12 protein-coding genes are annotated in these 13345 nt (G+C 71.2%); 5 read left to right on the top strand and 7 right to left on the bottom strand.

Going from position 1 to position 13345, the window contains the following annotated elements:
* Positions 1-124 precede the first annotated feature (124 nt).
* Positions 125-1177 (top strand): zinc-binding dehydrogenase, encoded by a 1053-nt coding sequence (locus tag ACZ6TD_RS44320; protein ID WP_471347401.1) that lies wholly within the window; start codon positions 125-127, stop codon positions 1175-1177.
* 26 nt (positions 1178-1203) lie between these two features.
* On the opposite strand, the gene ACZ6TD_RS44325 is transcribed toward ACZ6TD_RS44320, so the two are convergent.
* The 6 genes from ACZ6TD_RS44325 to ACZ6TD_RS44350 all read right to left on the bottom strand — a co-directional run bounded on the left by ACZ6TD_RS44325 (position 1204) and on the right by ACZ6TD_RS44350 (position 7341).
* Complete coding sequence (locus ACZ6TD_RS44325) at positions 1204-2004, bottom strand: aminoglycoside adenylyltransferase domain-containing protein (protein WP_471347403.1); 801 nt, start codon at positions 2002-2004, stop codon at positions 1204-1206.
* Between the two features lie 187 nt (positions 2005-2191).
* A complete protein-coding gene (locus ACZ6TD_RS44330) occupies positions 2192-2698 on the bottom strand; it encodes a hypothetical protein (protein ID WP_471347405.1) in 507 nt (168 codons plus the stop codon).
* Positions 2699-2730: 32 nt separating this feature from the next.
* On the bottom strand, positions 2731-3498 hold the full coding sequence (locus tag ACZ6TD_RS44335; protein WP_471347407.1) for a hypothetical protein: 768 nt from the start codon (positions 3496-3498) through the stop codon (positions 2731-2733).
* A gap of 52 nt (positions 3499-3550) precedes the next feature.
* Positions 3551-5782 (bottom strand): molybdopterin cofactor-binding domain-containing protein, encoded by a 2232-nt coding sequence (locus ACZ6TD_RS44340; protein ID WP_471347408.1) that lies wholly within the window; start codon positions 5780-5782, stop codon positions 3551-3553.
* A 9-nt stretch (positions 5783-5791) separates the two neighbouring features.
* Positions 5792-6775 (bottom strand): FAD binding domain-containing protein, encoded by a 984-nt coding sequence (locus tag ACZ6TD_RS44345; protein ID WP_471347410.1) that lies wholly within the window; start codon positions 6773-6775, stop codon positions 5792-5794.
* The gene (locus ACZ6TD_RS44350; RefSeq protein WP_471347412.1) at positions 6772-7341 is read right to left on the bottom strand and encodes a 2Fe-2S iron-sulfur cluster-binding protein; all 570 of its coding nucleotides are present in this window, start codon (positions 7339-7341) and stop codon (positions 6772-6774) included. The genes ACZ6TD_RS44345 and ACZ6TD_RS44350 overlap by 4 nt, the downstream gene beginning before the upstream one ends.
* 324 nt (positions 7342-7665) lie before the next feature.
* On the opposite strand from ACZ6TD_RS44350, the gene ACZ6TD_RS44355 reads away from it, so the two are divergent.
* A complete protein-coding gene (locus ACZ6TD_RS44355) occupies positions 7666-10215 on the top strand; it encodes an ATP-dependent Clp protease ATP-binding subunit (protein ID WP_471347414.1) in 2550 nt (849 codons plus the stop codon).
* A 303-nt stretch (positions 10216-10518) separates the two neighbouring features.
* A complete protein-coding gene (locus ACZ6TD_RS44360; RefSeq protein ID WP_470014693.1) occupies positions 10519-10695 on the top strand; it encodes a DUF6480 family protein in 177 nt (58 codons plus the stop codon).
* 106 nt (positions 10696-10801) lie between these two features.
* Here ACZ6TD_RS44360 and ACZ6TD_RS44365 read toward each other — a convergent pair whose 3' ends face one another.
* Positions 10802-11035, bottom strand: coding sequence for a hypothetical protein (locus ACZ6TD_RS44365; RefSeq protein WP_344315895.1), 234 nt, complete (start codon positions 11033-11035; stop codon positions 10802-10804).
* 153 nt (positions 11036-11188) lie between these two features.
* On the opposite strand from ACZ6TD_RS44365, the gene ACZ6TD_RS44370 reads away from it, so the two are divergent.
* Both ACZ6TD_RS44370 and ACZ6TD_RS44375 read left to right on the top strand, forming a co-directional pair.
* On the top strand, positions 11189-11704 hold the full coding sequence (locus tag ACZ6TD_RS44370) for a DUF6328 family protein (RefSeq protein ID WP_471347417.1): 516 nt from the start codon (positions 11189-11191) through the stop codon (positions 11702-11704).
* A 124-nt stretch (positions 11705-11828) separates the two neighbouring features.
* Positions 11829-13307 (top strand): aminotransferase class I/II-fold pyridoxal phosphate-dependent enzyme, encoded by a 1479-nt coding sequence (locus ACZ6TD_RS44375; RefSeq protein ID WP_471347419.1) that lies wholly within the window; start codon positions 11829-11831, stop codon positions 13305-13307.
* Positions 13308-13345 lie beyond the last annotated feature (38 nt).

Consider the following 13345-nt stretch of genomic DNA (forward strand, 5'->3'; position numbering starts at 1 on the left):
CGCCGTCCCGGACCGGCATGGTGATCGGCCCGCCGCCAACCGGCCAAGCACGTGAAAGGAACCACGGATGACCTTGGACGCACGACCGATACACACTGGCGCGGACTCACCGGCAGGCGCGGTGGTGGACGCTCTCCCGGCCACGATGCGCGCGGCGCGGTTCGACACGGCAGCGGGCACGTTGAAGGTCGAGGATGTGCCGGTGCCCCGGCCGGGAGCGGGCGAGGTCGTGGTCAAGGTGGCCGCGTGTGGCATCTGCCAGTCGGACCTGAGCCAGCTCGACGGCCATATCCCGCCCCGGCTGCCGGTGGTCACCCCGGGGCACGAGGCGTCGGGTGTGGTGGCGGCGGTCGGCGACGGCACCGGGCACTGGAAGGCGGGCGACCGGGTGGTCCTGGGCGCGGGGAAGGCGTGCGGGACGTGTCCCGCCTGCCGGTTCGGCGGTGGCACGAACACCTGTGAGGACCTCCAGGTGATGGCCTTCCACTACGACGGGGCCTGGGCCGAGTACGTCCTGACCGATGCCACCACACTCATCGCCGTGCCCGACTCGGTACCCCTGGAACACGCCGCCGTGCTCGCCGACGCCGTCTCCACCCCGTACGGCGCCATCGACACCGCCCAGCTGCGGTCCGCCGAATCCGTGGGCATCTGGGGGCTGGGCGGTCTGGGCACCCACCTCGTGCAGCTCACCCGCATCTGCGGAGCCTCCCCGATCGTCGCCCTCGACCCCCTGCCCGCCGCCCGCGAGCGCGCCCTCGCCCTGGGCGCCGACTTCGCGCTCGACCCGACGGACGGTGACACCAAGGTCCGGCTGAAGGAGATCACGGGCGGCAAGGGTCTGGACGTCGCCTTCGACTGCGTCGGCCGTACGCCCTCCTTCACTCAGGCGGAGCGCGCCCTCGGACACCGGGGCCGCCTGGTGCTCGTCGGGATCTCGCCCGACCCTCTGGCCGTGGGCCCGGAGCTCCACTTCGTGCGCAGCCGCCACACCGTGATCGGACACATCGGGTATCGCATGGAGCATCTGGAGGACCTGGTCGAACTCACCGCCCGGGGCCGTCTGGACATCTCCGGATCGGTCAGCGCGATCCTTCCCCTGGAGGACGTGAACGAGGGCATCCGCCGGCTGCGCGAGCGGGAGGGCAACCCGATCCGCATCCTGCTGCGGCCCTGAGCACGAGGCTCAAGCCGAGACTCCGCTCAGGCCCCGGCCGCGCGGGCGGTTTGCTCGACCCGTGCGCGTACCCAGGACAGGAAGGCCCGCACCTCGGCGGTCGGCAGCGGGATCGCGGAGGCGCGGGGGCGCTCGAAGCTGCGCACCGCGGCCTCGATGAGCGGCCGGAACTCCTCCTCGGCCAGGGCGACTTCCCGCGCCGCCGTACGCTTGGCCATCCAGCGGCCCGTACGGCAGAACACCACCGAGCGGCAGCCGTTGAGCACGCGGTTGTCCGAGAGGTGACCTTCGCCGTCGCTGTGCTCACGGACGGAGACGCGGATAGCGGCGAGCAGATCCGGGCGGTCCGGTGCGGCGATCACCTCCCGGGCCGGGCGGCCGAACAGCGTCAGCCCGGTCTGGTGGGCCACGGAGCGGTCGATGGCGTACCAGAACGCCGGGGACCGCCCCGCGTCGAAGCTGGCCCGGTTCGGCAGCAGCGGGCCGGTGTTGAGGTCCAGAAGGTATCCGGCCGCGCCGGAGGGGCGGCGGACGAAATCCGTTCCGTAGACCACCAGTTCCAGCCCCGCCGCCGGGCAGGGCAGACGGGAGTGGGCGAGGGCCCCGGCCAGGTCGTGCAGGGCCGAACCGGGCAGTGACGGCTCCACGACGACCGTCACATCGACGTCGCTGCGCCCATGCCGGTAGTCCCCGAGCGCGAGGGAACCGACCGCGAGGACACTCACCAGATGGGGCCCGCACACCGTGCGGGTGCGCCGGACGAGTTCTTCCAGATAGGGCCGCGGTTGGGTGGGGAGGGACCGCGGGTCCTCGCGCGTATGGGCCACGTCCCCAGTATCGCTGTCGGCTTCGCTCACCGGCATCCGATGGATCACCGACGCCGGCTCCGGCCGCCCGCTCGCGGGCCTTCGGGGTGTGGAGCTCCATCGCGGGGATCGCGGCCTCGGCGGGCCCGCTGCTGGGCGGGCTGCTGGTCTCCACCCACGGGCTGATCGAGGCGTTCACGGTGGGCCGTTACGGGACGTCGCCCGCGGCGTCGGGCTCCCACGCGTACACGGCGGTGACGGCCTCGACGAAGGCGCTGTGCCGTTCCTCGATCCTTCGCGCCATCCACGACTCGATCGGCTCACCGTCGTCGAGGACGCGTTGCACGCCGATGAAGGTGAGTGACAACTCGTGGGCCGCGTTGCGGACCGCCTCCGGGCCCACCACTTTGACCCGCAATTCGGCCGAGCGGAACCGCTGCTTCGCCGCCTCTGTGGCCGCTGCTTCCGCCGTGGGCAGGATGAGGGCGTCCACGTAGGCGTCGATGGCCCCCAAGATCACCTGATAGGCGTCATGCCGGGCCTGGAGGAGCCATCGCTTCGACTCCGCCCGCGCCTGGTCCCTCACCTGCTGACGCGCTGCCTCCACGGTCTTCTCACCGCCGATACGCGCCGCCCGCGCCGAGAAGCCGCCACCGATGAGGGCGCCGACAAGGGCCGTCATGCCGGCGAAGAACGCCGCGAGTCCTTGGTCCATCAGATCTCTCTCCCACCCGCCTCGCCGACCTACTACTCGGCTCCCCCGGAGAAGCCGTAATGAAGCCCGCGGCCCGGGACCGGCAGCCCCGCGGGCAGCCGGAAACCGGAAAGCCCGGGTACGGCGACGGCGTCCCAGTCCACGCCGCCGTCCACGAGGTGCCGGCCGAGGCCGACCGAGCCCACTTCCGCGCCGTCCACATAGGCGGTCAGGGTGGGTTCGCCACCGATGCCGCCCCCGGACAGGGTGAACCACTTGTCGCAGGCCCAGCGGATCTCATCGGCGTCGGACGCGACGATGGTCGCGCTATGCCGCACGGAGCCGCTCCATGCCTCGTCCTCCATCACATAGAAGCTGTACGCGTCCTCCGCCGCGGGCTTGTCACTGACACCGAGGAGCACGGCCAACTCGTCCAGCCCGGCCCCCGCGTGGCGGATGGGACCGGCCGCCCGTATCCGGGCGTACAGCTTCTCCGCCTCGACGCGCCGCCGTTCGACGGTGCTCTCGTCCTCCCCGTACCACGTCATGACGTCGGGGTTCATGTCCAGACACGCCTCCCAGTAGGAGATCTGCTGGGCAAGCCGCCCGGTCAGCAGGGCCAGGGCCTCGACATCATCGGGGTGTGCCTCCACGGCGGCGCGCAACCACCGCTCTTCCGGCCAGGTCGGTTCGCCGTCCCCGGGCTCGATCGGGTCCGCTGCCGTCAGGCACAGCAACCGCCCCAGCCGAAGCGCGGCTTGGGCGTCGCCCGCGGCCGCCGCGCTCCGCACCCGTATGAGGGTCTCGTCGGTGATCGTCATGGGACGACGCTACGCCCCGCCACTGTGCGATCGGCACGCTGTGCCCAGAGGGTCAGGCGACCATGGCCGGCAATCCGGGCAACAGCTTCTCGAGCGTGATGGGGAAGTCCCGCACACGCACTCCGGTGGCGTTGAACACCGCGTTGGCCACCGCGGCACCGGATCCGCAGATGCCCACCTCACCGATGCCCTTCGCGCCGAGGACATTGGCCTTGTCGTCGTACCCCTCGAGGACGACGGCCTCGATGTCGGCGGGGATGTCGCCGTGGACCGGCACCAGATACCCCGCGAAGTCCCGGTTGACGAAGGCGCCGGATCGCGGATCGACGACGGCCTCTTCCTCGAGGGCCGCGCCGACGCCCCAGATCATGCCGCCGATCAGCTGCGAGCGGGCCGTCTTCGGGTTGAACACACGGCCCACGGAGAACACGCTGAGCATCCGCCGCAGACGGATCTCGGCGGTGTCCGCGTCGACGCCCACTTCGGCGAAATGGGCCCCGTAGGTGTTGATCGAGTAGTCCGAGTAGTTGGGATCGTCGCCCATGAAGCGGGTCTGGCCCTCCGCCTCCACACCGTCGGGATGGTGGCGCGCGACGATCTCGCGCAGTGTCTCGGACGCGCCACCGATGGCCACGTCGCCGTCGGAGAACACGGCGTCCGCCGGGTCCCGGCCGTGCAGCGGGGAGTGTGTGTCGCCGCAGGCCGCGTCCAGCAGCTTCGTGCGCAGGGCCGCGCACGCCCGGTGCGCCGCGGTGGACGAATTGGTGGCGCCCCACGAGCCACCGGACCCCCAACTGGAGGGGTGATCCGAACGGCCGAGGTCGATCCGCACCCGGTCCAGCGGGAGTCCGAGTCCCTCGGCACCGACCTGGGTCAGGATGGTGTAGGTGCCCGTGCCGATGTCGGTCATGTCGGTCTGGATGACGGCGGTGCCGTCCGGCTCCAACCGCACCCGCACGGTCGTCGGCCCCTGGAAGTGTCCCCGGATGGCGGCCGACATGCCGTAGCCGATCAGCCACCGGCCCTCGCGCACACTCGCGGGCGTGGCCGGGCGGTTCTCCCAGCCGAACCGGCGCGCGCCTTCGCGCAGGCACTCCACCAGGTGCCGGTCGCTGTACGGCACGTTCCGCTCGGGATCGACGGTGGGCTCGTTGCGGATCCGCAGTTCGACCGGATCCATGCCGAGCGCATCGGCCAGCTCGTCCATCGCCGACTCGACCGAGAGCATGCCCGGCGCCTCGCCCGGCGCGCGGACGTCCGACCCGCGCGGCAGGTCGAGCGCCGTCAGCCGGTGGCTGGTCAGCCGGTGGGGCGCGGCGTAGAGGCTGCGGACGGTGGCGGCGGTCTGCTCGGCGTATTCCACGTCGGGGTTGGTGTGCATGGTGACGTCGTGGGCGATCGCGGCCAGCCGTCCGTCGCGCCCCGCGCCCAGCCGGACCCGCTGGCTCGAGGTGGGGCGCATGCCCACGAGCTGGAAGACCTGCTGCCGGGTCAGTGTGACCTTGACCGGCCGGCCCAGCGTGCGGGCGGCGAGCGCCGCCAGGATCGTCTCGGAATGGATGCCCAGTTTGGAGCCGAATCCGCCGCCGACGAAGGGGGTGACGATGTGCACCCGCTCCGGGTCCATCATCAGCGTGCTGGCGACCGAGTCCCGCGCCGCGTCGGTGATCTGGCAGCTGACGTAGACGACCAGGTCCTCGCCGCGCGGTTCCGCCATGGACGCGTTCGGTTCGATCGGCATCGAGAACTCGTACGGCGTCGTGTACTGCTGGTCGACCTTGACCTCCGCACCGGCGAACCCGGCGTCGAAATCGCCGACCGCGGTGTCGGTGGGGAGCCCGGCGTTGACCGTCTTCGGGATGTAGGTGTCGTCCTCGAACTCGCCGAAGTCGAAACGGCCCCGCCCGACGCGGTATTCGACCTCGACCAGGTCGGCCGCGTCCCGGGCCTGCTCGAAGGTCTCGGCGACGACCAGTGCCACCGGCTCGCCGTAGAAGTGGATGTCCGGGCCGGTCAACGTCGGCTGGGCGCGCCAGTATTCGAAGGGAATGGACTCGTCGCGGGGGCCTTGCGCCGGGGCGTTGAGGTAGGTCATGACCAGGTGCACTCCGGGCGCGCCTTCCGCGTCCTCGGTGTCGATCCGGGTGATGCGGCCCTTGCCGATCGTCGCGCCGACGATGAAGCCGTAGAGCGGCTGACCGGCCTCCCAGTGCTCGTAGGCGTAGGCGGCGCGGCCGGTGGCCTTCAGCGGGCCGTCGACGCGGTTCACAGCTTGCCCGATCATCTCGCCTCCTCAGCTCGCCCCGGCCGCCTGCGCCAGCGTGCGGCACAGCGTGCGCTTGGCCAGCTCGATCTTGAAGTCGTTGTCACCCCGCCCTATCGCGCCGCGCAGCGCCGCCTCGGCGGCGGCGCGATAGGTGTCCATCGTGGCCGGACGGTCGGTCAGCGCGTCCTCCGCCTCGACGGACCGCCACGGCTTGTGCGCCACACCGCCGAACGCCACCCGCGCCTCGCGGATCGTTCCCTGGTCGGCCGAGACCACGGCCGCCACCGAGACCAGTGCGAACTCGTACGACGCCCGGTCCCGCACCTTGCGGTAGATCTGGCGGCCCGGCAGGGGCGGGGGCAGGAGCACGCCCGTGATCATCTCGTCGTCACCCAGCACGGTCTCGATGTGCGGCGTATCGCCCGGCAGCCGGTAGAAGTCCGTGATGGCGACGCGGCGCACCGACCCATCGGCCCGGAGCAGCTCGATCTCCGCGTCGAGCGCGGTCATCGCGACGGCCATGTCCGAGGGGTGGGTGGCGATGCAGGACTCGCTCGCGCCGAGGATCGCGTGGATCCGGTTGAACCCGCCGATCGCCGAGCATCCCGATCCGGGGTTGCGCTTGTTGCAGCCCGCGGCCGTGTCGTAGAAGTAGGGACAGCGCGTGCGCTGCACCAGATTTCCCCCGGTGGACGCCTTGTTGCGCAGTTGGCCCGACGCGCCCGACACCAGCGCCTCCGACAGCGCCGGATAGCGGGTACGCACGCGGGGATCGGCCGCCACATCGGAGTTCCGCGCCTGGGCGCCGATGCGCAGTCCACCGTCCGGCGGTTCCTCGATGTCCCGCAGCGGAAGCCGGCTGATGTCCACCAGATGGCTGGGGTACTCGATGTCGAGCTTCATCAGGTCGAGCAGATTGGTGCCGCCGCTGATGAACTTCGCGCCCGGCTGGGCCACCGCGGCGACGGCGGCGCGTGTGTCCGTCGCCCGCTCGTAGGTGAAGGACCTCATGCGGTGCCTCCCTCCGCGCTGCCGCGGATGGCCGCGACGATGTTCGGATAGGCGGCGCACCGGCAGATGTTGCCACTCATCCGCTCGCGGATCTCGTCATCGGTCAACGCGACCCGGGACGAGGACACGTCGGCGGTGACGTGGCTGGGCCAGCCCGCCTTCACCTCGGCGAGCATGCCGACGGCCGAACAGATCTGGCCGGGGGTGCAGTAGCCACACTGGAAGCCGTCGCACTCGACGAAGGCCCGTTGCATGGGGTGCAGGTGGTCGGGATCGCCCAAGCCCTCGATCGTCATGATCTCGTCGTCCTCGTGCATCACGGCGAGTGTCAGGCAGGAGAGGACGCGTCGGCCGTTGATCAGCACCGTGCAGGCGCCGCACTGCCCGTGATCACACCCCTTCTTGGTCCCGCTCAGGCGCAGATGTTCGCGCAACGCGTCGAGCAGCGAGGTCCGCGGATCCACCTCGAGCTGCCGCACCTGATCGTTGATGTTCAGCTTGATCGCCGAGGGCGGGGCCGTCTCGCCCTGGCCCCGCCTCATGGCGTGCGTATCCGAAGCGCTCATCACGGCCCGCCTTCCTCGCTAGGTGCAGGTGCAGGTGCAGGTGCAGGTGCAGGTGTCACCCCGGATGTGCGGCGCGACTGCCGGGCACGCTCCCCGTCTCCAGGCTCTCGCAAGAAGGTGGACGTCGCACCGCGAGGACGTCGGTGACGGTGTGCCGCCTGTTGATGACCGACTGTGTTTCTTCGTGTGCCGTGGTCATCCGTGCCACGGCGTCCGCAGGTGTAATACGGGCGCCTCTCGGGCACCCGCGCCCGGAAAGGATCACGCCTGTCAAGAGAGCGGGCCCGGTCCGGACACCTGGCCGGGACCGCGGAACGGAAGGCCATGAGCAGCGGTTTCATGGGTCCGGGGGACTTCGGTCCAGACCCGTTCGAGGAATTCATGGCGCGATTCCTCGGCGGCGGACCGCGCCCCGGCCTCCGCCACATCGACATCGGCCGCCTGATGAGCGACCCTGCCCGGCAACTCGTCGCCGACGCGGCCACCTACGCCGCCCAGCACGGCAGTGCCGATCTGGACACCAAGCATCTGCTGCGCGCGGCGCTGGCCACCGAGCCGACCCGGGGGCTGCTGGCGGGGGCGGGCGCCGACACCGACGCGCTGGCCGCGGAGATCGACCGGATGAGCGGCGAGGGGCCGCGGCGCACCCAGCTGTCCGTCACCCCCGCGGTCAAGCGCGCCCTGCTGGACGCACACGAACTGGCCCGTGCGAGCGGCGCCTCCTACATCGGCCCCGAGCATGTGCTCGGAGCGCTGGCCGCCAACCACGACTCCACGGCCGGCCGCATCCTCAACTCCCTGCCCTTCGACCCCGCGGCGGGCCAGGGCGGACCGCAGAGCGCACCGGGCCGGCCGCCGGTCAGCAGGGCGGCCGGGCAGCAGTCCGGCCGACGGCAGAACACGCCCACCCTCGACAAGTTCAGCCGCGATCTGACCGACCTCGCCCACGCGGGGCGGATCGACCCGGTCATCGGCCGCGAGCAGGAGATCGAGCAGACCGTCGAGGTGCTGTCCCGCCGGGGCAAGAACAACCCCGTGCTGATCGGCGACGCCGGTGTCGGCAAGACCGCCATCGTCGAAGGGCTCGCCCAGCGCGTCGCCGAGGCAGACGTCCCCGACATCCTGCTGGGCCGCCGGGTGGTCGCCCTGGACATGTCCGCGGTCGTCGCCGGCACCCGCTACCGCGGCGACTTCGAGGAGCGGCTGAGCGGCATCATCGACGAGATCCGCACCCACTCCGAGGAGCTGATCGTCTTCATCGACGAGCTGCACACCGTGGTCGGCGCCGGCGGGAGCGGCGCCGAGGGCGGTTCCATGGACGCGGGCAACATGCTCAAGCCCGCCCTGGCCCGTGGCGAGCTGCATGTCATCGGCGCCACCACACTGGAGGAGTACCGCCGCCACATCGAGAAGGACGCGGCGCTGGCCCGGCGCTTCCAGCCCGTTCTGGTCCCGGAGCCCTCCGCCGCCGACGCGGTGGAGATCCTGCGCGGTCTGCGCGACCGCTACGAGGCCCATCACCAGGTCCGCTTCACCGATGAGGCGCTGCTCGCCGCCGTGGAGCTGTCCGACCGCTACCTCACCGACCGGTTCCTGCCCGACAAGGCCATCGACCTGGTGGACCAGGCAGGCGCCCGGGTGCGGCTGCGCTCGCGTACCAAGGGCACCGACACCCGCACCCTGGAGCGCGAGGTCGAGCAGCTGACCCGGGACAAGGACCAGGCGGTGGCCGCGGAGGAGTACGAGCGGGCCACCGAACTGCGCGACCGCATCGGCGAGTTGAACCGCCGGATCGAGCCCGACGGCGGCACCGAGCCCGACGACGGGCAGAGCCTGGAGGTCACCGCCGAGGACATCGCCGAGGTGGTCTCCCGCCAGACCGGGATTCCGGTCAGCAGCCTCACCCAGGAGGAGAAGCAGCGCCTGCTCGGCCTGGAGGAACACCTGTCCGAGCGGGTCGTCGGGCAGGACGAGGCCGTCGGCGCCGTCGCCGAGGCGGTGCTGCGCTCCCGCGCCGGTCTTGCCGACCCCGGCCGCCCCATCGGCAGCTTCCTTTTCCTCGGCCCGACCGGCGTCGGCAAGACCGAACTCGCGCGGGCGCTGGCCGAGGCGCTGTTCGGCAGCGAGGACCTGATGGTCCGTCTGGACATGAGCGAGTACCAGGAGCGGCACACCGTCAGCCGGCTGGTCGGCGCCCCACCCGGATACGTCGGCCATGAGGAGGCCGGGCAGCTCACCGAGGCGGTGCGTCGCCGCCCCTACGCGCTGCTCCTGTTCGACGAGATCGAGAAGGCGCATCCGGACGTGTTCAACACGCTGCTCCAGGTGCTCGACGACGGCCGGCTCACCGACGCCCACGGCCGCACGGTGGACTTCCGCAACACGGTCGTCGTGATGACCAGCAACCTCGGCTCCGAGGCCATCGGCGGGCGTGGCGCCCTCGGCTTCGGAACCGCGGACGCCGAGACGGACGAGCAGGCCCGGCGCGAGCGCGTCCTGCGGCCGCTGCGCGAGCACTTCCGCCCCGAGTTCCTCAACCGCATCGATGAGATCGTGGTCTTCCGGCAGCTCACGGACGAGCATCTGCGCCAGATCACCGATCTGCTGCTGGAGGAGACCCGCCGTCGGCTGCACGCCCAGGACGTCACCGTGGAGTTCGCCCCGGAGGCCGTCGACTGGATCGCTCGGCGCGGCCACGAACCCGCGTACGGTGCCCGGCCGCTGCGCCGCACCATCCAGCGGGAGGTGGACAACCGTCTGTCGCGACTGCTGCTGGACGGCGAGATCTCATCCGGCGACCGGGCCCGGGTGGAGGTCGCGGACGGACAGCTGGTGTTCCACACCGACACCGCCTCGAACGCCGAGCGACAGTGACGCTCACGGTGTGCCGCGAACGTCCGGCCGTGCCCGGCCTCTCTTCCGCCGTATGGTGGGAAGAGTCCACCGGGGACGGCGCCTCGAACAGGGTGGCGGACCGGGGGAGCCGGCGCGCCGCAGGCGGAAAGGAGCGCATCGGACATGGACCAGCAGAACCCGCACCCTGACCGCACTCCCGGGCCTGCCGGGCCTCCCGGAAGCCCTGGGTCTCCCGAAAATCCTGCGACTCCCGGGCCTCCCGGAAGCCCGGCGACTCCCGGATCTCCCGGATCTCCCGGATCTCCCGGACTTCGGCCGAGCGTGGGAGTGCCCCCGGGCGAGACCCCACCGGGCGAGGGCAGCCTCTCGGAAGCGGGCCCCCGCGAGACGTACAACCCCACGAAGGGCTGGTCGAAGGGCCCCACGATCGTCATTTGGCTCTTTGTGGCGCTGTTCGTGACCTTCTGCATCGCGTTCGCGGTCGCCGTGCTGGGGTGACCTGAGGCGAGCCGGGGTGCACGCGAGCGGTGGCCCCCGTCGCGACATGCCACGGCCCCCGAGGGCCAAGCCCTCGGGGGCCGTCGGAGATCTTTCCGTCAGCGGATCAGCTGCCGAAGCGGGCCTTCAGGAGCTGCTTGCCCAGCTCCGCTCCCTTGCGGCTGTCCGCCTGGGCCTTGCGGAACAGCTCCGCGACCTCGGTGTCCTTGTCCCGTTCCGCGTCCTGGATGTAGGTCTCCATGCGCAGCGCGTTGCTCAGACATGCCTCGACGTACCAGACGAGGTTGTAGTCCTTGTCCTTCGTGCCGGTGGCCTCGCCGGTTTCGGCGGTGTGGGTCATGGTGTCTCTCTCCTTTCCACTGACTGAGGGCCGAGTGCCCCTGACGGCCTGGGTGATGCATGGATCGGCCGTGCTCGCGCCGCTGATCGCAGGTGATGTTCGCCTTTCGGACTGGCTGGGAACACGGGGGTGGACGCGAAGGAGGCCACGCTGATGCACGACGACCACGAAGCGCCGAGGAACGGCGGCCGTGAGGCTCGGTCCGGCCGTGAGGAGACCCGTGAGGAGCGGGCCGACCGCAAGTGGGCCGAGTTGCTCCAGGAGGTGAGGGTGACGCAGACGGGCGTGCAGATCCTGTTCGCGTTCCTGCTCACGGTCGCCTTCACCCCGCGCTTCCACGACCTGGGCCAGGTGGACCGGGACATCTACGTCGTGACCGTCCTTCTGGGGGCGGCGGCCACCGGCGCGTTGATCGCACCGGTCTCCTTGCACCGGATCGTCACCGGACGCCGACTGAAGCCGGAGACGGTGGACTGGGCCTCCCGCTTCACCGTGGCCGGGCTGGTGCTGTTGCTGTGCACGGTGGCGTCGGCGCTGCTGCTGATCCTGCGTGTCGTCGTGGCCGATGCCACCGCGTTCTGGCTGGCGGTCGCGGCCCTGCTCTGGTTCGTGATCTGCTGGTTCGTACCCGCGGCGTGGCTTTTCCACCGCTCGCGCAAGGAGCGCTGAGGGCCGCTGGAAGCCGCTGGAAGGCGGTTGGAAGGCCGTTAAGCCGCTGGAGGGCCGCACCGCCCGGCACGTCCCGCCTGGCCTCGCACGGTTTTCTTCGCAGGTGGAGGGGCACTCGTCCGCCATGGATCACATGGAGGCTCCGATTCTGGAAGCCCTGGCCCGCTACCACGAGCGGGGGTCTCTCCCGTTCACCCCGCCCGGGCACAAGCAGGGCAGGGGCGCTGACCCGGAGGTCGTCAAGGTCCTGGGCGAGGAGGTGTTCCGCACCGACCTCCTGGCCTTCGGTGGCCTTGACGACCGGCTGGGGTCGGGCCGTGTGCTGGAGCGCGCGGAGGAGCTGATGGCGGACGCGGTGCACGCCGAGCACACCTTCTTCTCGACCTGCGGCAGCTCGCTCTCCGTCAAGGCGGCGATGCTGGCGGTGGCCGGCCCCCACGAGACTCTGCTGGTGGGCCGGGACGCGCACAAATCGGTGGCCTCCGGCCTGATCATCTCCGGTGTCCGGCCGATCTGGGTGGACCCCCAATGGGACGGTGCCCGCCATATCGCGCATCCGCCGTCGGCCACGGCCTTCGAGCGGGCATTCGATGAGCACCCGGAGGCCAGGGGCGCCCTGGTGACCAGCCCCACTCCGTACGGATCCTGTGCCGACCTGGAGGGGATCGCCGAGGTCTGCCATCGGCGGGGCCGCCCGCTGATCGTCGACGAGGCGTGGGGAGCGCATCTGCCGTTCTGCTCCGGGCTGCCGAGCTGGGCCATGGACGCGGGTGCCGACGTCTGCGTGACCAGCATCCACAAGATGGGCAGCGGTCTGGAGCAGGGCTCGGTGTTCCATCTCCAGGGCGACCTGATCGAGCCGGCCGTCCTGAAGTCCTGCGCCGAGCTGCTCGGCACCACGAGTCCGTCCGTCCTCCTCTACGCGGGAATGGACGGGTGGCGTCGGCAGATGATGCTGCACGGCGAGGAACTGCTCGGCGCGGCCCTGCGCCGGGCGCATGGGGTGCGCGACGAGATCGCGGCCATCGACGGACTGCACGTGGACGGGCCCGCGGACTACGTGGGCCCCGGCCTGGGCAGTGACTTCGATCCGTTTCCGGTCGTCATCGACCTGACCGGTCTCGGGGTCAACGGCTACCGCGCGGCCGACTGGCTCCGGGAACAGCACGACGTCAACGCCCATCTGGCCGACCACCGGCGGATCAGCACCCAGCTCACCCACGCCGACGACCCCTCGACGACCGGCGCGCTGCTGACGGCGCTGCGCGAGCTGGCCGACCACGCGGAGGATCTGCGGCCCGCCCCCGAGGTGGCCGTGCCGACACCGGACGAGTTGCGGATGGAGCAGTCCCGCCTGCCGCGGGACGCCTACTTCGGCGCCACGGAGGACCTGCCCGTGGCCCGTGCGGCAGGGCGGGTGGCGGCCGAGATGGTCACCCCCTACCCGCCGGGCATACCGGCCGTGCTGCCCGGCGAGGTGCTGAAGCAGCCGGTCCTGGACTATCTGCGGTCCGGCGTGAAGGCCGGGATGAACCTCCCCGACGCGGCCGACCCCGGGCTGGACACCATCCGCGTCCTGGTGGAAGGAACCGGAGCCGACTGACGCCCAGCGTGGTCTCCTCGGCCGGGGCGCGCCGGAGG

Source organism: Streptomyces yongxingensis (assembly GCF_055597465.1).